The organism is Streptomyces cinereoruber, from assembly GCF_009299385.1.
Lineage (GTDB): Bacteria > Actinomycetota > Actinomycetes > Streptomycetales > Streptomycetaceae > Streptomyces > Streptomyces bikiniensis.
Genome location: NZ_CP023693.1, coordinates 672,443 through 692,999, shown reverse-complemented (window position 1 = coordinate 692,999; position 20,557 = coordinate 672,443). Strand labels below are relative to the sequence as shown.

The 20,557-nt window shown below is 73.9% G+C and carries 17 protein-coding genes; 10 read left to right on the top strand and 7 right to left on the bottom strand.

Annotated features, from left to right (window positions below):
• Window positions 1-49 precede the first annotated feature (49 nt).
• The 4 genes from CP977_RS03155 to CP977_RS03140 all read left to right on the top strand — a co-directional run bounded on the left by CP977_RS03155 (window position 50) and on the right by CP977_RS03140 (window position 5,244).
• Window positions 50-529 (top strand): MarR family winged helix-turn-helix transcriptional regulator, encoded by a 480-nt coding sequence (locus CP977_RS03155; RefSeq protein WP_062757279.1) that lies wholly within the window; start codon window positions 50-52, stop codon window positions 527-529.
• Window positions 530-571: 42 nt separating this feature from the next.
• Window positions 572-1,669: a calcium:cation antiporter gene (locus CP977_RS03150; protein WP_062759141.1), complete on the top strand. Its 1,098-nt coding sequence runs from the start codon at window positions 572-574 to the stop codon at window positions 1,667-1,669.
• 298 nt (window positions 1,670-1,967) lie between these two features.
• A complete protein-coding gene (locus CP977_RS03145) occupies window positions 1,968-3,602 on the top strand; it encodes a phytoene desaturase family protein (RefSeq protein WP_159057814.1) in 1,635 nt (544 codons plus the stop codon).
• Window positions 3,603-3,735: 133 nt separating this feature from the next.
• Window positions 3,736-5,244, top strand: a complete 1,509-nt coding sequence (locus CP977_RS03140) for a fatty acyl-CoA synthetase (RefSeq protein ID WP_062757277.1) — start codon at window positions 3,736-3,738, stop codon at window positions 5,242-5,244.
• Window positions 5,245-5,337: 93 nt separating this feature from the next.
• Here the strand turns inward: CP977_RS03140 and CP977_RS03135 are convergent, their stop codons facing one another.
• Both CP977_RS03135 and CP977_RS03130 read right to left on the bottom strand, forming a co-directional pair.
• Window positions 5,338-5,739: a YybH family protein gene (locus CP977_RS03135; RefSeq protein ID WP_062757276.1), complete on the bottom strand. Its 402-nt coding sequence runs from the start codon at window positions 5,737-5,739 to the stop codon at window positions 5,338-5,340.
• Between the two features lie 119 nt (window positions 5,740-5,858).
• Window positions 5,859-6,293: a MarR family winged helix-turn-helix transcriptional regulator gene (locus CP977_RS03130; RefSeq protein WP_062757275.1), complete on the bottom strand. Its 435-nt coding sequence runs from the start codon at window positions 6,291-6,293 to the stop codon at window positions 5,859-5,861.
• Window positions 6,294-6,389: 96 nt separating this feature from the next.
• Here CP977_RS03130 and CP977_RS03125 point away from each other — a divergent pair, with 96 nt between their 5' ends.
• Window positions 6,390-7,229, top strand: coding sequence for an alpha/beta fold hydrolase (locus CP977_RS03125; protein WP_062757274.1), 840 nt, complete (start codon window positions 6,390-6,392; stop codon window positions 7,227-7,229).
• A gap of 40 nt (window positions 7,230-7,269) precedes the next feature.
• Here the strand turns inward: CP977_RS03125 and paaK are convergent, their stop codons facing one another.
• The gene (paaK, locus tag CP977_RS03120) at window positions 7,270-8,562 is read right to left on the bottom strand and encodes a phenylacetate--CoA ligase PaaK (RefSeq protein WP_152369569.1); all 1,293 of its coding nucleotides are present in this window, start codon (window positions 8,560-8,562) and stop codon (window positions 7,270-7,272) included.
• A 218-nt stretch (window positions 8,563-8,780) separates the two neighbouring features.
• Window positions 8,781-9,596 (bottom strand): pentapeptide repeat-containing protein, encoded by an 816-nt coding sequence (locus CP977_RS03115; RefSeq protein WP_062757273.1) that lies wholly within the window; start codon window positions 9,594-9,596, stop codon window positions 8,781-8,783.
• Window positions 9,597-9,722: 126 nt separating this feature from the next.
• Between CP977_RS03115 and CP977_RS03110 the strand changes: the two genes are divergently transcribed.
• The 4 genes from CP977_RS03110 (at window position 9,723) to CP977_RS03095 (ending at window position 13,001) form a co-directional block, all read left to right on the top strand.
• Window positions 9,723-11,246, top strand: a complete 1,524-nt coding sequence (locus CP977_RS03110) for an alpha/beta fold hydrolase (RefSeq protein WP_152369568.1) — start codon at window positions 9,723-9,725, stop codon at window positions 11,244-11,246.
• Between the two features lie 134 nt (window positions 11,247-11,380).
• A complete protein-coding gene (locus tag CP977_RS03105) occupies window positions 11,381-11,791 on the top strand; it encodes an ACT domain-containing protein (RefSeq protein WP_062757271.1) in 411 nt (136 codons plus the stop codon).
• 324 nt (window positions 11,792-12,115) lie between these two features.
• Window positions 12,116-12,616 (top strand): hypothetical protein, encoded by a 501-nt coding sequence (locus tag CP977_RS03100; RefSeq protein ID WP_062757270.1) that lies wholly within the window; start codon window positions 12,116-12,118, stop codon window positions 12,614-12,616.
• 19 nt (window positions 12,617-12,635) lie between these two features.
• Entirely contained in the window at window positions 12,636-13,001 is a 366-nt protein-coding gene (locus CP977_RS03095; protein ID WP_152369567.1) for an RNA-binding S4 domain-containing protein, read from the top strand.
• A 50-nt stretch (window positions 13,002-13,051) separates the two neighbouring features.
• Here the strand turns inward: CP977_RS03095 and CP977_RS03090 are convergent, their stop codons facing one another.
• From CP977_RS03090 to CP977_RS03080, 3 genes are all read right to left on the bottom strand, one after another.
• Window positions 13,052-15,247 (bottom strand): terpene synthase family protein, encoded by a 2,196-nt coding sequence (locus CP977_RS03090; RefSeq protein ID WP_152369566.1) that lies wholly within the window; start codon window positions 15,245-15,247, stop codon window positions 13,052-13,054.
• Window positions 15,248-15,408: 161 nt separating this feature from the next.
• Window positions 15,409-17,328 carry an N-acetylmuramoyl-L-alanine amidase gene (locus tag CP977_RS03085; RefSeq protein WP_152369565.1) on the bottom strand — a complete coding sequence of 640 codons (1,920 nt, stop codon included), beginning with the start codon at window positions 17,326-17,328 and terminating at the stop codon, window positions 15,409-15,411.
• Between the two features lie 348 nt (window positions 17,329-17,676).
• Window positions 17,677-18,804 carry an aminoglycoside phosphotransferase family protein gene (locus tag CP977_RS03080; RefSeq protein WP_062757266.1) on the bottom strand — a complete coding sequence of 376 codons (1,128 nt, stop codon included), beginning with the start codon at window positions 18,802-18,804 and terminating at the stop codon, window positions 17,677-17,679.
• A gap of 235 nt (window positions 18,805-19,039) precedes the next feature.
• On the opposite strand from CP977_RS03080, the gene CP977_RS03075 reads away from it, so the two are divergent.
• Window positions 19,040-20,533 (top strand): DNA-binding protein NsdB, encoded by a 1,494-nt coding sequence (locus CP977_RS03075; protein WP_062757265.1) that lies wholly within the window; start codon window positions 19,040-19,042, stop codon window positions 20,531-20,533.
• Window positions 20,534-20,557: the final 24 nt, after the last annotated feature.

Genomic DNA, 20,557 nt, shown 5'->3' with positions numbered 1-20,557 from the left:
TGAAAGCAAAATGAAGAGTTTGAAACCGAAACGAAGGGGGAAGGGCGCGATGCAGAACACCCACGAGGAGGACGAGGACCCCGGACCGGAACTGGACGAGGCCGTACGCACGCTGCTGCTGCTGATGCCTCGGACGGTCGCCCGGGTCAAGCGCGTCAGGGTCCCCGAGGACCTGCAGTCGCTCACCCTCGCGCCCCGGCACCTCTCCCTGCTCGCCCACCTCCTCTTCGACGGACCGCTGAGCGTCAACGAGCTCGCCGCCGAACTGGAGGTCGCCCCCACCACCGCCAGCCTGATGGTGGGGGACCTCGCGAAGAAGGGCGTCCTGGAACGGGTCGAGGACCCCGCCGACCGCAGGCGCAAGATCGTGTCGATCTCCGAGCGGTACCGGGCCGCCATCGACGGCTGGCTCGGACGCAGCGCCGACGCCTGGCGTGCGGCCCTGGCCCCGCTCGACGCGAGGGAGCGTCGCATGTTCATCGAGACCCTCGCCGCGTACGAGCACGGCCTCACCGAACCCCTGGAATGACCGAAATCGGGCGAAAGCCCCCTTTGTGGCAGGATGCGGATCATGAGTTCGAGCACGGCGGCAATGACACGTCAGTGGACCACCTGGGGACCAGTGGTGGCGGCGATCGCCCTGGGCGCGGCCTGGGGGCGTGACCTCCCCGGCTTCGTCGTGGGGCTCATCGCGCTCTGCCTCCTCGCGGCGGTCCTCGCGGCGGTCCACCACGCCGAGGTGATCGCCCACCGCGTCGGCGAACCCTTCGGCTCGCTCGTCCTCGCCGTGGCCGTCACCGTCATCGAAGTCGGGCTCATCGTCACCCTGATGGTCGGGGGCGGCGAGGGCACTTCGACCTATGCCCGCGACACCGTCTTCGCCGCCGTCATGATCACCTGCAACGGCATCGTCGGCATCTCCCTGCTCGTCGGCGCGCTCCGCAACCGCGTCGCCGTCTTCAACGCCGAGGGCTCCGGCGGCGCGCTCGCCATCGTCTGCACCCTCGCCACGATGACGCTGGTCCTGCCGACGTTCACCACGAGCCACCCCGGCCCCGAGTTCTCCGGCGTCCAGCTCATCTTCGCCGCCGTCGCCTCCCTCTTCCTGTACGCCGTGTTCGTCGGCGTCCAGACGGTCCGGCACCGCGACTACTTCCTCCCCGTGCCGCGCCCCGGCCACGAATCGGAGGACGAGCACGCCGCCCCGCCGGGCGACCGCGAGGCCTGGACCAGCCTCGGCCTCCTCCTCCTCGCCCTCGTCGCCGTCGTCGGCAACGCCAAGCTGATCTCGCCCACCATCGAGGACGGCGTCGAGTCGGCCGGTCTGCCCAAAGCGGTCGTCGGTGTCGTCATCGCCCTGATGGTGCTGCTCCCCGAGACCCTCGCCGCCGTCCGCGCGGCCCGCCGGGACAGGATGCAGACCAGCCTCAACCTCGCCTACGGCTCCGCGATCGCCAGCATCGGCCTGACCATCCCGTCGATCGCGCTCGCCTCGATCTGGTTGTCCGGCCCCCTGGTGCTCGGCCTGGGCCCCCTCCACCTGGCCCTGCTCGCCCTCACCGGCGTGGTGAGCGCCCTGACCGTGGTGCCCGGACGGGCCACGCTCCTCCAGGGCGGCGTCCACCTCTCGATCTTCGCCGCCTTCGTGTTCCTGTCGTTCAGCCCCTGACGGCCCCGCTTTTTCATCCGGCAGCAGCGAGCCGAGGACGGAAAGGCGTACCGGACCGGCCGCGGGCTCGACGCGGGCCCCGCAGCCGTCTCCGCATCGGCCTCGTAGGGGAAGTGCCGGACCGATCCGGATGACGGTGGGCGAACAGCCGTATCTCCCGGCACCGGTGATCCGTTCACCGCTTGTCGGCCTCACCCTGTCCCTCCGGAGTCGCGTCCATGCGTATCAGCCCCGTCCCGGCAGTCACGGGCCCGGACACCCCGCTCGAAGCAAGGGACCTCCGGAGCGGGAGGCGGAGGTGAGCCGAGGCGTTCTGGTGGGGCGTCCGCTGGCGGCGGGCCCGGTGGCGGACGCGTACGACGCGGTGGTGATCGGGTCCGGGGCGGGTGGGCTGACGACGGCGGTCTGTCTGGCCCGGCAGGGGCGACGGGTGGCGGTGTTCGAGCAGCACTACACCGCGGGCGGTTACACCCACGCCTATCGGCGGCGCGGCTGGGAGTGGGACGTCGGCATTCACTACGTCGGCCAGCTCGGACGGCGCGAGCCGGTCAGGGTGGTGTCGGACTACCTGACCGGCGGTGTCCTGCGCTGGGCCCCGGTGGGGGACCCCTACGACGAGTACCGGCTGGCGGAGGAGGCGCACTGGGCGCCCGTCGGCTTCTCCGCCTACCGGACCGCTCTGATCGAGCGCTTTCCGGCCGAGCGGGCGGGGATCGAGGCGCTGTTCCGGTTGATCGGACGGTGCCGCGCGGTGCTGCCCGCGCTGGCCCTGGGACGCCTTTCGGGTCCGGTGGTGCGGCGGTCGGCCCGTCTGCTGCGGGCGGCGGCCGTCCCGCCCCGAGCCCTGCGGCCGGCCCGGGAGGTGGTGGCGGAGCTGGTCCGTGACGAGCGGTTGCGGCAAGCGTTGCTCACGCAGAGCGCACTGCTCCTGGCCGACTCCACCGCCCGGTTGCCGTTCTTCCTGCTCGCGGTGCTGTTCGAGCACTTCCGGACCGGTGCCTGGTATCCGGTGGGCGGCAGCGCCGCCATCGCCCGCGCGATGCTCGATCCGATCCGTGCCGCGGGCGGCGAGGTCTTCGTGCGCGCGCCGGTCGCCCGGATCACACTGGACGGGACACGGGCGACGGGCGTCGTCCTGGCGGACGGCACCCGTGTCCACGCCCCCGTGGTGGTCAGCGCTGCAGGGGCCCACCACACCTACCGCACCCTGCTGCCCGACCCGTCCGTCGCCGGTGCGGACCGGCTGGAGGGCATGCGGCGCGGGTCCCCCTTCGTGGTGCTCTTCGTCGGCCTCGACGGCGACCCGGAGGAGCTGGGCCTGCCCCGGCACAACCTGATGGCCACCGACGGCGACTGCGACGCCTTCTTCGACGGCGTCGGTGGACGCACCAGCGGCCACTTCTTCTCCTTCTCCTGCGCCAAGGATCCGACCTGGGCCGCGCGGTACCCCGGCCGGTCGACCGGTGAGATCCTCACCTACGTGCACCCGGAGCTGTTCGCCCCCTTCCGCGGCTCCGGCCCGCGCGACCGGGATCCGGCCTACCTCGCGCTGAAGGCCGACCTCACGGCGGAACTCCTCGAACAGCTCCACCGTCGGCTGCCGCGCACCAGGGGCCGGGTGGCCTACCACGAGCTCGGCACCCCCCTCACCGCCGAGCACTTCACCCGCTGGCCCGGCGGCAGCCTCTACGGCCTCGCCAAGGACGTCGCCGCCTTCGGCGACGGCCACCGGCCCGGCCTCGCGGACTGGCTGCGGCCGCGCACCGAAATCCACGGCCTGTACCTCTCGGGCCAGGACTGCCTCGCCGGCGGCTTCCTCGGCGCGGTCACCGGCGGCCTGCTCGCCGCCCACGAAGCCCTCGACCGCACCGGCCGGGCACGCCTGTGGACGGGGCTCCTGAAACACGCCGTCCGGCCGCCCTCGTCCCGGTGACGGTGGAGCACCGCGGACCGGACCACGCACCCGGCCGGGCGACGCCCTGTCGACCTCCCGGACGGCGTCCGGGCATGTCCGCCGCGTCGCACGGTACTTGACCTCCAGTGAGGCGCGCGCGGAGGATCGCGCCATGAGCCGACTCCTCAGCCGCACCGTCGACGGCGTCCTGCGCGCGAGCGCCCGGCGCGTCCCCGACCGGACCGCCCTGCGGTACGCCGACCGGAGCTGGACGTACGCGGAGCTGGACGCGGCCGTCTCCACCGCCGCGGCCGTCCTGCGGGAGGTCCACCACGGCATCGGGCTTCCGGAGTACGCCCGGGTCGCCGCCTACGGCCACAACTCGGACGCCTACCTCATCGCGTTCCTGGCGTGCGCCCGGGCCGGCCTGGTCCACGTGCCGGTCAACCACCACCTGACCGGCGACGACCTCGCGTACGTCCTGGAGCAGTCGGACAGTTCGCTCGTCCTCGCCGACCCCGCCCTCGCGGACCGGATCCCGGACGGCTTCCCCGTCAAGGCGCTGCGGGACGCGCCCGGCTCGCTGCTCGACGCGCTCGCCGCACCGGAGCCGTACGACACCGACCGCGACGCCCGCGACCTCGCCCAGCTGCTCTACACCTCGGGCACCACCGCCCTGCCCAAGGGCGCGATGATGACCCACCTCGCCCTGGCCCACGAGTACGCGAGCGCCGTCGAGGCCCTCGACCTGCGCGAGGACGACCGGCCCGTGCACGCGCTGCCGCTCTACCACTCGGCCCAGATGCACGTCTTCCTGCTGCCCTACCTCGCCGTCGGCGCCGAGAACACCCTCGTGGACGGCCCCGACCCGGCCGTCCTGTTCGACCTGGTCGAGGCGGGCCGCGCCGACAGCCTGTTCGCCCCGCCGACGGTCTGGATCGCCCTCGCCGACCACCCGGAGTTCGCCACCCGCGACCTCTCCGCGCTCCGCAAGGCCTACTACGGGGCCTCGATCATGCCCGTGCCCGTCCTGGAGCGCCTGCGCGCCCGGCTGCCGGAGCTGCGTTTCTACAACTGCTTCGGCCAGTCCGAGATCGGCCCGCTCGCCACCGTCCTCGGCCCCGACGAGCACGAGGGCCGGATGGACTCGTGCGGCCGCCCGGTCCGCCACGTCGAGGCCCGGGTCGTGGACGAGAAGGGCGACGACGTCCCCGACGGCACCCCCGGCGAGATCGTCTACCGCTCGCCCCAGCTGTGCAAGGGGTACTGGAACAAGCCCGAGGAGACCAGGGCGGCCTTCCGCAACGGCTGGTTCCACTCGGGCGACCTCGCGGTCCGCGACGCCGAGGGCTACTACACGATCGTCGACCGCGTGAAGGACGTCATCAACTCCGGCGGCGTCCTGGTCGCCTCCCGCCAGGTCGAGGACGCCCTCTACGCCCACCCGGGGGTCGCCGAGGCGGCCGTGATCGGCCTGCCCGACGAGCGCTGGATCGAGGCGGTCACGGCCGTGGTCGTCCCGCGCGGCGAGGTCACCGAGGCCGAACTCCTCGCCCACGCCCGCGAGAAGCTCCCCCGCTTCAAGGCCCCCAAGCGTGTCCACTTCCTCCCCGAACTGCCCCGCAACGCGAGCGGCAAGATCCTCAAGCGCGAACTGAGGGACCGGTTCGCGAAGGCCTGAGACGGCTCTCCGAGAGGCCTCGGGGCACGGTGAACGGCACGGACCCGCACGGGCCGGCGAGGGCCACCCCGTCCGGGCCCGCGCTGTGGCTCGTCACGGGCTCAGGCCGGGAAAGGAGTGGTGCTCGTGCGCGACCACCCAGCGGCCCGCCTCCTTGCGCAGACCGAGGGTGAGCCGCAGCCGGAAACCCGGGCGGGCCGCGAGTTCCTCCTCGGTGCCGCACCGCACGAGCGCGTGGGCGAAGGCGACGTCCCCGCCCGCGGTGACCTCCAGCTCCTCGACGTCGAAGACGGCCCCCCGGGCCTGCCACTCGAAGAACGGCGGCCAGACCTCCCGGTAGGCGTCGATGCCCCGCACGCCCTCGTAGGGCGGCGGAACGTCGAACATCACGATGTCCTCGGCGTGGTCCTCCACCACCGTCTCGAGGCGCCCCAGGTGCACCGCCCGGGCCCACCGCTCGACGAGTCCCCGGATCTGCTCGGCGTCGTTCCCCATGGTCCTCCGGTCCTTCCGCTCGGGGCACCGCGCTTCGGCGGTGCGGTTCGGCACGCGGTCCCATGGTGCCGCCGCCCCGGAACCACGCGGGTGTTCCGCGCCGGGAGCCCCGCGGTTCCTCACTCCGGGCGCGTCCCTCCGGTGGAGTCGAGGACCGAGGTCAGGAAGCGGCGCACGGTCTCCAGTTCGTCCGGCTCGAACCCCTCCGCGACCGTCACCACCCCGTCGATGACCGGCCCGAAGAAGGCCCACCCCAGCTCCACGGCCTTCTCCTCCACCCGGAGGAGGACGCGCCGCCGGTCCTCCGTGTCCCGGTCGCGCCGGACGAGCCCGAGCCGTTCGAGCCGGTCCACCAGGGCGGTGGTCCCGGCGGAGTTCAGCCGCAGCCGCTCGCCGAGCCACCCGGGCGTGGCCCGGGTCCCGCCCCGCGCCGCGTCCAGCAGATGGACCAGCGCCCGCACGTCGGTGGGGTGCAGCCCCTCGCGCGCGGCGAACTCGGCGCCGAGCAGGTCGAATTCGACGGTGACCGCCCGTAGCAGGTGCACCAGCCGCATCGCCGGACCTCGGTCCTCCACCCGTACTCCCCATGTCCTCGAACCCTTGCGTACTCTCTCGCTGAACGAGATTATCGCTCAGCGAGAGGAGCGTCCATGCCTCCGTCCGCCCACGAACGCGCCTTCGGCCTCGCCTACGACGAACTCCGCGCCCGCTGGCCCCGGTCCACCGAGGAGCGGGACGTCGAGACCCCGTACGGGCCGACCCGCGTCCACGTCCACGGCCCGGCGGACGGCCCCCCGCTGGTGCTGCTGCCCGGCGGTTCCGCCACCGGCCTGGTCTGGTTCGCCAACGCTCCGGCCCTCGGCGCGCGGTACCGGGTCCACGCGGTCGACCTCCTCGGCGACGCCGGCCGGACCGAACGCCGGGGCAGGCCCCTGAGGAACGCCGACGACCTGACGGCCTGGCTGGACGCGCTCCTGGACGGCCTCGGCCTCACCCGCACGCACCTGTGCGGCCACTCGTACGGCGCCTGGCTGGCCACCCGGTACGCCCTGCACGCGCCGGAGCGGGTCGACCGCCTCGCCCTCCTCGACCCCACCCAGGTCTTCGCCGGCTTCCGCCCCGGCTACCTGCTGCGCGCGCTGCCCCTCCTGATCCGCCCGAGCGAGGCCCGCGCCCGCGCCTTCCTCGCCCGGGAGACGGCGGGCACCCACCCGGACGAGACCTGGCAGCGCCTCTACGCCCTCGCCGCCACCGCCCCCGGACGCAAACTCGTCACCGGCGGCCGGCCCCGGGCCGCCGACCTGCGCGTACCCCTCCTGGTCCTGCTCGCGGAGCGCAGCCGCACCCACCGCGCCGCCGAGGTCGCGGAGCGGGTCCGGCGCACGCTCCCGGAGGCCGAGGTGGTCTTGCTCCCGGGCGCCACCCACCACTCCCTGCCGCTCACCGCACCGGAACGGCTCGACGCCCGGCTGCTCGCCTTCCTGGGCTGACGACACCGGCCGCCACGGGCCCCGCCCCGCCGGGCGGGCCCTACGCGGACTCCCGCAGGTCCACGATCCGCCGGATCTTGCCCACCGAGCGCTCCAGCGTCTCGGGGTCGACCACCTCCACCCCGACCGAGACCCCGATCCCGTCCTTGACCGCCGCCGCGATCGTCCGGGCCGCCTCCACCCGCTGCCCGGGCGTCGCGTCCGCCCGGGCCTCGACCCGTACGGTCAGGGCGTCGAGCCTGCCCTCCCGGGTCAGGCGCAGCTGGAAGTGCGGGGCCACGGCCGGGGTGCGCAGGACGATCTCCTCGATCTGGGTGGGGAAGAGGTTCACCCCGCGCAGGATGATCATGTCGTCGCTGCGCCCGGTGACCTTCTCCATCCGCCGGAAGACCCGCGCCGTCCCCGGCAGCAGCCGGGTCAGGTCCCGGGTCCGGTAGCGGATCACCGGCATGGCCTCCTTGGTGAGCGAGGTGAAGACCAGCTCCCCCTCCTCCCCGTCCGGCAGCACCTCGCCCGTGAACGGGTCCACGATCTCCGGGTAGAAGTGGTCCTCCCAGATGTGCAGGCCGTCCTTGGTCTCCACGCACTCCTGCGCCACGCCCGGCCCCATGACCTCCGACAGGCCGTATATGTCGACCGCGTCGATCGCGAACCGCTCCTCGATCTCCTTGCGCATCTCCTCCGTCCACGGCTCCGCCCCGAAGACCCCCACCTCCAGGGAGGTCGCCCGCGGGTCCACGCCCTGCCGCTCGAACTCGTCGAGCAGGGTCAGCATGTACGAGGGGGTCACCATGATCACCTCGGGCCGGAAGTCCTGGATCAGCCGCACCTGCCGGGCCGTCATGCCGCCCGAGGCGGGGATCACCGTGCAGCCGAGGCGTTCCGCCCCGTAGTGGGCGCCGAGCCCGCCGGTGAACAGGCCGTACCCGTACGCCACGTGGACCTTGTGCCCGGGGCGCACACCGGCGGCGCGCAGGGAGCGGGCCACCACGTCCGCCCAGACGTCCAGGTCGCCCTCGGTGTAGCCGACGACGGTGGGCAGGCCGGTGGTGCCGCTGGAGGCGTGGATCCGCCGGATCCGCGACTCGTCCACGGCGAACATCCCGAAGGGGTAGTGGTCGCGCAGGTCCGACTTGGCGGTGAAGGGGAAGCGGGCGAGATCCGCGAGCGTACGGCAGTCGTCCGGGCCGACCCCGGCCGCGTCGAAGGAGCGCCGGTAGAACTCCACGTTCTCGTACGCGTGCCGCAGGGTCGCGCGCAGCCGCTCCAACTGGAGCGCCGCCAGCTCCTCCCGCCCGAGCCGCTCGCCGCCGTCCAGCAGGTCTTCCGTCATGCGCCGCTCCTCCACGCGCTCCACCACACCTTCGGCGCGACCTACCGATCATTCGGTAGCTCCGCTCGGGCCAGTAAAACCGGAGGTGCGGGGGGCTTGGCAAGGGGTCGGACACGAGGAGCCGCGAGGCGGGGGGACCGGTAGCCCGTGCGGACCACGCGTTCCGCGCCGTCGGCCCCCTTGGCCCTTGGCGTGCTTCGGGGGCCGTCCCCGGCTCCTCAGGCCGCCCAGTGCGCGGGACGCTCGAAGCCCTCCGGGAGGCGGGTGGCGGCGTTTCCCCGGGCCGCGTTCAGCTGGGGCTGCGTGAGGAAGAGCGCGCCCGTCAGGTCCGCGTCCGACAGGTCGGCGTCCCGCAGGTCGGCGCCGATCAGATCGGCGAGCGACAGGTCCGCCCCCGTCAGGTCGGCGGCGATGAGCAGCGCCCCGCGCAGGTCCGCGCCCCGCAGCTTCGCCCCGCGCAGCCGCTTGCCGATCAGGTCCGCCCCGCGCCGGCTCTTCGGCCGGCCGCCGACCGTGGCGCGGACCAGCTCGCTCGTCCTGAGCAGCAGCGGGTTCACCTCGGCCCGTACGGCGTTCACGTCCAGCCTCTCCAGCGCGTCCGGCGCCCCTGCCGCGAGTGCCTCGACCCGGGCGAGCGCCGCCCGCACCTCGGCGTGGACGGGCCGGGCGGCGGGCAGCGCCAGCGCCTCGGTGAGGTACCGCAGCAGCTCGTGGAGCCCGCGCACCACCGGGAACACCTCGTACATCTGCCGGGCCGTCTCCGGGGCCTCGCGCCACGACACCCCGCCGAAGGTCACCTGCGACACCCGCTGGCCGGCGCCGAAGCAGTCGTACACCGTGCAGCCCTGGAAACCGCTCGGCCGCAGCCGGGTGTGGATGCCGCAGCGGAAGTCCTCCCGCAGATTCCGGCAGGGCTCGCCGGAGGACTTGTCCACGGCGAAGTCCGCCGACCGGGCGAAGGGCAGCGCCACACAGCACAGTCCGAAGCAGTTGGCGCAGTCGCCGCGCAGGACGGATTCCCGGGTGTCGGGCACGGTGAAACGGTTCCTTAGGGGTGGGGGAGGGTGCCGGGGAGCGGCCCGTCCACCGTATCGCGTCCGGTCCCGCGCTCTCGGCGAAATCCGTTGCCGAGATCACCACGGGCCGGTGAGGATCGGCACATGCCGACGTTCACGACGTATGACGGGACCGAACTCGCTTACCGGACACGGGGAGAGGGCGAGCCGCTGGTGTGCCTGGCGGGCGGCCCGATGCGCGACGCCGCCTACCTCGGGGACCTCGGCGGGCTCACCGCCCACCGCACGCTCGTCCTCCTCGACGCCCGCGGCACCGGGGCGAGCGCCGAGCCCGCCGACCCCGGCACGTACCGCTGCGACCGGCAGGTCGGCGACGTCGAGGCGCTCCGCGCCCACCTCGGCCTGGACCGGATGGACCTCCTCGGCCACTCGGCGGGCGGCAACCTCGCGACCCTCTACGCCGCCGCCCACCCCGGACGGATCCGATCCCTCGTCCTCGTCACCTCCGCCGCCCGCGCGCTCGGCGTCACCAGCACCGACGAGGAGTGGGACGCGGCCGCCGAGGTCTTCGCCGACCGGCCCTGGTACCCGGAGGCCAGGGTCGCGCTCGACGCGACCGGCCCCGACACCCCGCTGTCCCGCGTCTGCGAGGTCGCCGCGCCCTTCGCCTACGGCCGCTGGGACGAGGCGGCCCGGGAACACGCGGCCACCTCTCACCGGCGGACCCGCTGGGAGGCCGCAGGCGCCTACCACGGCGAAGGCGCCTACGACCCGGCGGCGACCCGCCGCGCCCTCGCCGCCCTCGCCGCCCCGGTCCTGGTCCTGGCGGGCGAGCACGACCCCGGACCGACCCCCGCGAAGGCCGCCGAGGCGGCTGCCCTCTTCCCGTCCGCCGAACTCGCCGTCCAGCCGGGCGCCGGACACCACCCCTGGATGGACGACCCGGACGCCTTCGCCCGCACGGTCGCCGCCTTCCTCGATCCCGCCGTCCGCACGGTCACCGTGGACGGCGTCCGCCTCGCCCACCGGGTCACGGGACCGGAGGACGCCCCGCCCGTCGTCCTGGTCCACGGGCGCGGCGAGAACAGCACCACCTGGGCGGAGGTGGCTGCCGACCTCGCCGCCGACCACCGGGTGTACGCGCTCGACCTGCGCGGCCACGGGTTCAGCGACCGACGGCCCGGCGGCTACGGCTTCGACGCCTTCCGCGACGAGATCGGCGGCTTCCTCAAGGCCCTCGGCCTCACCGGCGCCACCGTCGTCGCCCACTCCATGGGAGCCGCCGCCGCGTACCTCCTCGCCCGGGACGAGCCCGGACTCGTCGGCCGCCTCGTCCTGGAGGAGCCCCCGGTCTTCTTCCCGCTCGACCCGCCCCGCCCCGCCGCCGAACGCCCCGAGGGCCCCCTCGGCTTCGACTGGGAGATCGTCCCGGCCACCGACGCCCAGCTGAACGACCCCGACCCCGACTGGCGCGACCGGCTCGCGTCGATCACCGCCCCCACCCTGATCCTGGCCGGCGGCCCGACCAGCCACGTACCCCAGGACCGGCTGTCCTGGCTGGCCGCCCGGATCCCCGGCGCCCGCCTCGCCACCATCGACGCGGGACACCTCGTCCACACCGCCAGACCGGACGAATTCCTCTCCTTGGTAAGGGAGTTCGGACTGTAGGGTCACCGCTCCCGCGCCCGTCGGAAGCCACGTGCCGGAGGGCGCCCGGCCGGCTCCCCCGTGCGGACGGCCCCTCGCCGGCCTCCTGGAGGCGGCCGTCGCACCCGGGGCCGCGTCCGCCTACCCTGGCGCGCATGAACGCGGAACGTGATCTGACCCGGCTCCTCGCCGGCCTGCGGCCGGAACTCGACCCCGGCCGGTACGTCTTCACCACGGTGGACGGCCCCGCCCCGACCGGGCTCGCCCCGGTGGTCACCGTCGCCGAGCCCGAGGGGCTCACCCTCGTCGTACGGCAGGAGGAGGCGGACGCGGCCTCCCTGCCGTACGACTACGTGGCGGGCCGGATCACCCTGCGGGTGCACTCCGCGCTCGACGCCGTCGGGCTCACGGCCGCCGTCGCACGCGAACTCGCCGACGCCGGACTGAGCTGCAACGTGGTGGCCGGCTTCCACCACGACCACCTCTTCGTCGAACACGCCCGCGCCGAGGAGGCGTTGGGTCTCCTGAACCGGCTCGCGGAGCGGTCGGGCGGCCGGGCCGGGTGAGACGTGCGCACGGCTCCGGCCGCCCCGGCGCCTTCACCCGTACGGCGTACCCGGAGCGACCGCCCGGGCACCTCGCGTGACCGCCGGGGCGGCCGGGCGCCCCCCGCCCGCGCGGCCCGGAGCGGGCCGGCGTCCTGGCCGTCGACCCGTCCTCGGGCGCTCCCCGCGCAAGGCCCCGGAAGGGGCCGCCGGGCGCCCGTCCGGACCCGGTCGGGAAACCCTCGGGACGCCGGGCGGGAGCCGCGCCACCCCCGCGCGGGCGGGCCGCCGGTCCGGGGCCGCCCGGCGCGTCGCGCCCCGCCCCGGGGCACGTACCATGGCCGTATGTCCTTCCTCCGCCGCCGCAGCGCCGCCACACCCGCGGGCCCGGACTTCGACGTCCTGGCCATGGACCCGGGGGACTGGCCCGGCAATCTCGGCGCCGGCCTCCTGCCCGCGCCCGACGGCTCCTGCCAGGGGGTGTTCCTCCGGTACGACCTGTTCGGCGGCCGCGGCCCCGCGATGATCATCGGCAACCTGCCGGAGGGCTCCCCGGCCCGCGAGCTCGCGGACGGCCAGATCCCCTTCGAGGTGGCGCAGCTCCTCGACGCCCTGGACAACGACGAGCCGGTCGAGGTGCTCGACACCGAGGACGTCCCCGTGATGCAGGGCGACAACCTCCTCATCGTCCGCCGCCTCAAGCTCTCCGAGAGCCGCATCTCCTGCGTCCAGTTCGACCGCAGCGACAACGTCCTCGTGACGATCGCCAGTTGGGACCGGCCGATCACCGACGACCTGTACGCGCTGCTCAAGCCGCTGCCCGCCGAGCTGTTCCAGCAGGGCTGACGGGGGAGCGGGGGTCGCGATGAGCGCGCGCGTCGACAGCTGGATCTGGGCGGTCCGCCTGACCAAGACCCGCTCCCAGGCCGCGGCGGCCTGCCGGGCCGGACACGTCAAGGTCAACGGCGAGCGGGTCAAGCCCGCCCAGCCGGTGAAGCCCGGCGACGAGGTCCGGGTCTTCCACGGCGGCCGGGAGCGGATCGTCGAGGTCAAGGTGCTGCACACCAAGCGGATCGGCCCGCCGGTCGCCGCCGAGGCGTACGTGGACAACAGCCCGCCCCCGCCGCCCCGCGAGCGCGTCGCGGTCGCCGCCGTCCGCGACCGGGGCGCCGGCCGCCCCACCAAGCGCGAGCGCCGGGAGATCGACGAACTGCGCGGCCGCCGCCCCTGAGACCTCTGTACGGGTGAGCCCCCGGGAATCCCCGGGGGCTCACCCGTACGTCAGCGCGGTGCGGACCCGAGCAGTTCCACCACCCGAGCCGCCGAGGTGCCGAGCCCCTTCGGGGCGTGCCGCAGCAGCGGCGTCCCGGCGCCCGAGCGCACGTCCTCGGCCCGGTAACGCCGTACGTTCCGGTGCCAGTTGAGGATTCCGGCGAGCCAGTCCTCCAGCTCCCGCAGATACGCCCCGAAGGCCGCCCTGCCCTCCTCGTCCAGCGCGAAGTCCTCGTAGAGCAGCGGCACTTCGTGCTTCTTCACGTGCTCGTACTGGCGCAGCCGGCCCCGCATCAGGTCGTCGACCATCGCGACCGCCGTCGGATAGTCGCAGTCGAAGAACTTCTGGAGCACGAGCACGCCGTTGTGCACCTCGCCCTCGACCTCGATCTCCTTCTGGTACGAGAAGAGGTCGTTGAGGAGCGTCGCGTAGTCCATGACCGACCGCTCCAGGGCGCGCACCGTGCCCGTGCGGTGGAGCGCGGCCGGCAGCGCGTCGGCGTGCCGCAGCCGGCACAGCAGGGTGGTCAGCTCCGAGCCGAAGGTGGAGCGCCGCATCTCGATGTAGTCGACCGGGTCGGGCACCCGGTGCTGCGCCTGGTTGTGCAGCTCCCACAGCCAGCTCTCCAGCATGGCGTCGAGCGCGTCCCGCAACTGCCCGCGCGCCTCCGGCGACATCGGGCCCGCCGTCCGCGCCCAGAGGTCGGCGAGCGAGCGCTCCATCGGGTTCACGGCGGACGCCGCCCCCAGGGCCGGGTCCTCCAGCGGCATGCAGGCCTTGAACCGCTCGGTCTGCTCCTTCGCGCCGGTGAGGTCGCGCGGCCGGCCGAAGACCAGCGGGTAGTGGTCGTCCCCGTACGTGCCCCAGGTCAGCCACTCGGCGCTGAGCTCCAGCTCCTCCGGGGTGGCGTCCGGGTCGAGCCCCGCCGCGCACAGCGCCAGGTCGAAGCCCTCCAGCAGCGGCCGGTCCCAGATGCCGTCCAGGAGCCCCATCCGCTCGGCCCAGTCCTCGGAGCGCCGCTTCGCCTCCGCGTGGTGCGGGCTGAGCGTCAGCGGGTACGGCAGGTCGAACTCGGGCAGCAGCGACGGCCCCACGTGCTGGTGCGGGACGTGGGTGAGCGCCCGCAGCCGCGAGGCCGCCGGCCGCCCGAAGAGGTTCCGCACGTCCAGGGCCGAGGTGCCGACGATCCCGTCCAGGTGCGAGGGGCCGCCGACCATGCCCTCGTTCATGTACCGGCTGGAGCGCATGTGCCACTCGTGCCCGCCGGACTGCCAGTCCTGGAGCCCCTTCGCGTACGCCGCGACGGCCGCGCACTCCTCCGGCGTGAGCCCCTTCTCGACGGCCAGCGGCGGCACTTCGGTGAGGGCGGTGTTCTCGAACTGCTGGAGCCGCGAGGTCAGCAGGTCGTTGACGGCGTTCGCCGCCTCCTGCGTCGTGCAGCCCAGGAACCGCTCCAGGACGAGGACGCCGTTGCTGTTCTCGCCCTCCTCCTCCACCTCGCGCTGGTACGAGAAGAGGTCGTTGCGCAGGTGCACCGCGTCCGAGAAGGTGTCCCGCAGCACGCACAGCGGCCGGGAGCGCGCCACCCGGTCCGGGACCTCGGCCCCCGCCGCGTACTCGACGAGCCCCGCCGACCAGGGCGCCCCGCCCACCTTGCGGCGCATCTCGATGTACTCGACGGGGTTGGCGACGCGCCCCTCGTTGATGTTGTCGAGCTCCCAGAGCGACTCGTACAGCAAATGCTCCGTGGCCTCCGCGAACCGCTTGCGCCAGCCCTCGGACATCGCGGGCACGGTCCGCCGCCAGAGGTCCGCGAGGCCCGCCTCGACCGGATTGGACGGCTCGGGCAGGTCCGCCGGGTCCGCCGGCATGAACAGCGGCAGCCGGTCCAGGTAGGCCTTGCCGCCCGACCGGTCCTGGGTGCGCTTGAAGACCTCCAGGAAGTGGTCGTCGAAGAAGAAGACCCAGGTGTACCAGTCGGTGACGAGGTTCAGGGCGTCCTCGCCGCAGTCGGGGTGGGTGTAGGCGCAGAGCAGCGCGTAGTCGTGGGAGTCGAGGTCGTGCTCCTCCCAGATCCCCGAGCCCTCCAGCATCCCCCTCTCCCGCGCCCACGCACGCGTGTGCGTGCGGGCGGCCTCCACGTGGGGGTTGAGACGTGCCGGATACGGGACGTAGAAATCCGGCATGACGAAGGGCTGCGGCATGTGCTGGGGGGCCTTCCGGTGCGCGAGGGGCGTCTGACCGGCCCAGCCTTACCCCTCGCCCGTACGGCGCACACGATCTCCCGAATAGTCGTATGAACGCCGACGGGGTGGTGCCGGACCGCACGTCCGGCACCACCCCGCGCCTTTCGGCCGCCCCTCCGTCAGATCCGGGAAACCCGCACGTCGGCGGCCTTCACGAAGGCCACCCGGTGGCCGAACTGAATCTCGTAGTACTCCTCCTGGCCCCGGACGACCGTGTGCCCGGTCGTGTCGAACGTCGGTGCGAAGAGGTACTCGCCCGGGGTGCGGTCGCCCACCACGTACCGCTGACCGGCGAGCAGCTTGTACGGCAGCGGCGACACCGCCTGCACCGGCACGCCCGCCGGATAGGCCGAGGCCTCCGGATAGGCCCGCCCGTACACCGGCACCTCCGCCAGGCCCTCGCGTGGCGTCAGGACGAGCCCCCGTCCGTTCACCGCCGTCGGCCGTTTGCGCGGGTTGTGGAACCACGCCTTCTGCCCGAGGTACCAGACCGCCGTCCAGTCGCCCCGGCGCTCCGCCACCGCGAAGCTCTGCCCCGTCGAGGCACGTGCGCCCGTGTCGTTGACGCCGGTGGTGGAGTCCTCCCTGCCCGGCCGCAGCCCGACGTCCTTCACCAGGGGCGCGTCACCGCTCGGGGCGGTGTGCAGGCGCACCGCCCCGCTGCCGTGCGGCGCGCACGCCGTCCCGGCCGTCTCGCAGCCCGTGTGGACCGGCCGGTGGGTGTCGTAGTCCGGCCGGATCGTCACCACGCCCGCGTGCGGACCGCTGCTCGGGACGATCGGGCGGCCGAGCAGCCGGAAGTAGTGCGCCCAGTCCCAGTACGGGCCCGGGTCCGTGTGCATGCCCCGGATCGTGGACGTCACCGTGCCCGGCACGTTGTCGTGCCCCAGGACGTGCTGCCGGTCCAGCGGGATGTCGTACCGGGCGGCGAGGTACCGCACCAGGCGCGCCGACGCCCGGTACATCGCCTCCGTGTACCAGGAGTCCGGCGCGGTCAGGAAGCCCTCGTGCTCCAGGCCCACGGACTTGGCGTTCACGAACCAGTTGCCCGCGTGCCAGCCGACGTCCTTCAGCGGCAGGTGCTGCGCGACGTGCCCGTCGGAGGAGCGCAGCGAGTACTGCCACGACACGTACTCCGGGTTCTGCACCAGGCCCAGGGTGACGTCCCAGGTGGCCTCGGTGTCGTGGACGACGATGTAGTCGATCGACTGGGAGGCGGGCCGGTCCGCCTTGTCGTGGTTGCCGTAGTCGCCGTCGCCGAACTCCTCGTACGGCGCGGGGATCCACTCGCAGGCCACCGTCCGGGGGCACTCCACGGGGCCGGCGACCGGCGCGCGCAGACCGAGCGCCGCCACCTGCCCGGTGGCGGGCGCGACCGACGGGTCGGCCCGGAGCGCCACCACCTGCCCGCTGTCCGTCGTCCGCGTCTCCCCGGTCCGGATCACGTCGAACACGTCGTTCGCGTACGCGGTCGCCGTCGCCGTGTCGTCCGCGCCGGAGTACCGCGCCACCGCCCCGTACCAGTCGGCCGGGTCCGTGCTCGCGGGCAGCCCCGCCTCCCGCTGCGCGGCGGCGAGCAGGGCCGCGCCGCCCTCGATGTTGGCGCCCGTCCGGGTCCGCAGCTCCCCGGCCGGGATGCCGGACAGCGCGGACGCCCGCTCCAGGGTCCGCAGCCGCTCCGGCAGCCGGTCGGCGGACGGCACCGGCGCGGGCGCCTCCGTGCGCGCCGGGCGCGAGGAGTCGCCGCGCGGGTCCTCCTCGCCGTCCGAGTGGTGCGGGGCGGACCGCGTCAGGGCCGTCACCGCGTCCGTCAGGTGCATCGGTCCGTATCCGCCGGTCACGCTCGGCGCGCCGCCGTGGCCGTCCCACCGCGACTGCAGGTACGAGACGGCGAGCAGCACGCTCTCGGGCACGCCGTGGCGCGCGGCGGCCCGGGCGAACTGCCCCTGGAGGGAGCCCGCCTCGGGCGCGTCGGCACCGGCCGGCGGCGCGGCGGAAAGCAGGGGGAGCAGCAGGGCGGCGGACGCCAGGACGCCCACCGCCCTCGGTGTGCGTCGGGGGGACCCGGAACGGAGCAAGGCGGCCTCCAGGGGGCGTGGGGGTGGCACGGAGGGGGCGTGCGGGGCCGAACCCGTACAGGGGTATCGGCTCCCGAACGATCCGTCAATCACCCACGCGATGAAGGAAGTTCCCACGTCAGAGCGGGAATGGAGGCCGGAAGGCGGAGTTTCGCGGCGACGGGCCCCGGGCCTGGGACGCGTCACTGGAGTGGACCACTGGAGGGGTGCCCGCGGGGAAGGCACAGGCGGAAAAGCCGGTGCGCCGCGTCCCGGTGTGTCGGCACCGGGACGCGGCGCACCACCCCCGTGGTCGGCAGGACCCGCCTCTCAGCGCGTCCCGACCGCCGCGCGCACGGCCCGCCGTGCCATGGCGCAGTCGTCGTGCAGCCGCCTCAGGAGCAGCCGCTGTTCCTCCCCGGGAGCGAGCGCCCCCGAGGGCACCGGCACGGAACCGGCCGGCGGGGCCTCCTTCATGGTGCGCTGCACCGCCGTCTCGTAGGTGCGGATCTCCCGCGTGAGCACGATCATCAGGTTCACCAGGAAGGCGTCCCGGGAGGCCGGGCCCGCCTGCTGGGCGAGCTGGCTGATCTGCCGCCGGGCCAGCGGCGCGTCACCGAGCACCGCCCACAGGGTCGCCAGGTCGTAGCCGGGCAGGTACCAGCCCGCGTGCTCCCAGTCGACCAGGACCGGACCGGTGGGGGAGAGCAGGACGTTGGAGAGCAGCGCGTCGCCGTGGCAGAACTGGCCCATGCCCTGGCGGCCGCCCGCGTGCGCCAGACCGTGCAGCAGCTTCTGCAGGTCGTCCCGGTCCCGGTCGGTGAAGAGCCCGAGCTCGTGGTACCGGGCGATCCGGACGCCGTAGTCCAGCGGGGCGTCGAACGTCCCGGCCGGCGGTCGCCAGGCGTTGAGCCGGGCGATCGCGCCGAGCGCGGCCCGCACGTCGGCGCGCGGCGGGGCCTCGACGGGGTGGCGCGAGAGCGCCGCGGCCCGTCCCGGCATCCGCTCGATCACCAGCGTGCAGTTCTCCGGATCCGCCGCGATCAGCCGGGGCGCCCGCACCGGCGGACGGTGCCGGACGAAGGCGCGGTAGGAAGCTATCTCGTGCCGGAACCGCTCGACCCAGGCCGGCGAGTGGTCCAGTAAACACTTCGCGACCGCCGTGGCCCGTCCGGTCGTTCCGACGATCAGTACGGAACGACCGCTGCGCCGCAGGACCTGCACCGGCTTGAACTCCGGGCAGATGCGGTGGACCGAGGCGATCGCCATCTTCAGCTGCGCGCCCTGGGGGCCGGACAGATCGATTCTCCCGCTGACCGGCTGGGTACCGGTGCCGCCCGCCCAGCGCCGCGGCCGGACGACCTGGGGCGCGGGGGCGAGGTACGGTCCGGCGCCGGCCGGGACGATGCGGTGCTGCGGCCGGGGCGGGGCGGACACGGAGGACGATGCTGTGTACATGGAGGTGACAGATCCCTTCGTGCGCCGACGAGTTGCGTGCGTCGCCCCGCCCGCCCCCCGGTCCGCACCCTGGGGAATGAGGGCCGGTCGACGGGGCGGGGTGGCGCGTTCCTACCTGACACCCGGGCGCGGGTGGCGGAACATCGGGCGCACCCTGGCGAACCCTGGCGAATAGTCGCCACCCCCCCTGACAGGGGGTTACTGTCAACTCAGCCGAGAACCTGGGGGCTTAGACGTGACCGGAGAAACCAACACCCGCCTGGCAGACCTGTTCGGCCTGGCCGGCTGGTCCAAGGGCGAACTCGCGAGGCTCGTCAACCGGCAGGCGGCGGCCATGGGCCACCCCCAGCTGGCGACCGACACCTCGCGGGTGCGGCGGTGGATCGACCGGGGCGAGACCCCGCGCGATCCCGTCCCCCGGGTGCTGGCAGCACTGTTCACCGAGCGACTCGGCCGTGTCGTGACCATCGAGGACCTCGGGTTCGTACGACACGGGCGCGCCGGGAAACGGCAGGACGTCGGCAAGACGGAGAACCCTGACCAACTGCCCTGGCCACCCGATCGTACGGCGGCGGTCCTCACCGAATTCACGGGAATGGACCTCATGCTCAACCGACGCGGCCTGGTGGGCGCGGGTGCCGCGCTCGCCGCCGGCTCCGTACTCAGCAACGCCATGCACGACTGGCTGCAGACCGACCCCGCCCGCCCGGGCGCCGTTCCGCGTGCCGTCGATCCCCTCCACGCCGACCCCGCCGGGTTCGACCGCTACGAGGCCGCCCCCATCGGGTCGGAGGAGATCGAGGCCCTGGAGCACTCGGTGCAGGTCTTCCGCGCCTGGGACGCCTCCCGGGGCGGCGGTCTCCAGCGCAAGGCCGTGGTGGGCCAGCTCAACGAGGTGGGCGGCATGCTCGCCTACCGCCACGCCGACCACCTCCAGCGGCGCCTGTGGGGCGTCGCCGCCAACCTGGCCGTCCTCGCGGGCTGGATGTCCCACGACGTCGGCCTCGAACCCACGGCGCAGAAGTACTTCGTCATCGCCGCCCACGCGGCCCGCGAGAGCGGCGACCGGCCCCGGGCCGGCGAGGCGCTGTCCCGCGCCGCCCGCCAGATGGTGCACCTGGGCCGCCCCGACGACGCCCTCGACCTGATGAAGCTCGCCAAGACGGGCTCGGGCGACCGGCTGCTGCCCAGGACCCGCGCCATGTTCCACACCATCGAGGCCTGGGCGCAGGCGTCGATGGGCCGGGGGCAGGCCATGCGCCGCACCCTCGGCGAGGCCGAGGACCTGTTCGTGTCGGACCGGCGCGACGAGGCGACGCCGGACTGGATGCAGAACTTCGACGAGGCCGACATGCACGGCATGGAGGCCCTCGCCTACCGCACCCTCGCCGACCACGACCCGACCGCCGCGATCCCCGCGCAGCGCCACGCCAAGCTGGCGCTCGAACTGCGGAGCAAGGGACACGAGCGGTCCAAGCTCTTCGACCACATTTCCCTGGCCTCGGCCTGCTTCATCGCCGACGACCCGGAGCAGGCCGACCGGTACGCCCGGCTCGCCCTCACGTCCATGGGGGAGACCTCCTCCCACCGGACCTGGGACCGGCTGCGGGAGATGTACCGGCTCACCGGCCAGTACGCCGACTACGCCAGGACCGACGTCCTGCGGGAGGAGATCGAGCTGGCCCTGTCCCGGTCGCCGGTGAACCACCCGAGGCCCGGACAGGCCTGATCCCCGGCCCCCGAAGGGACCGGG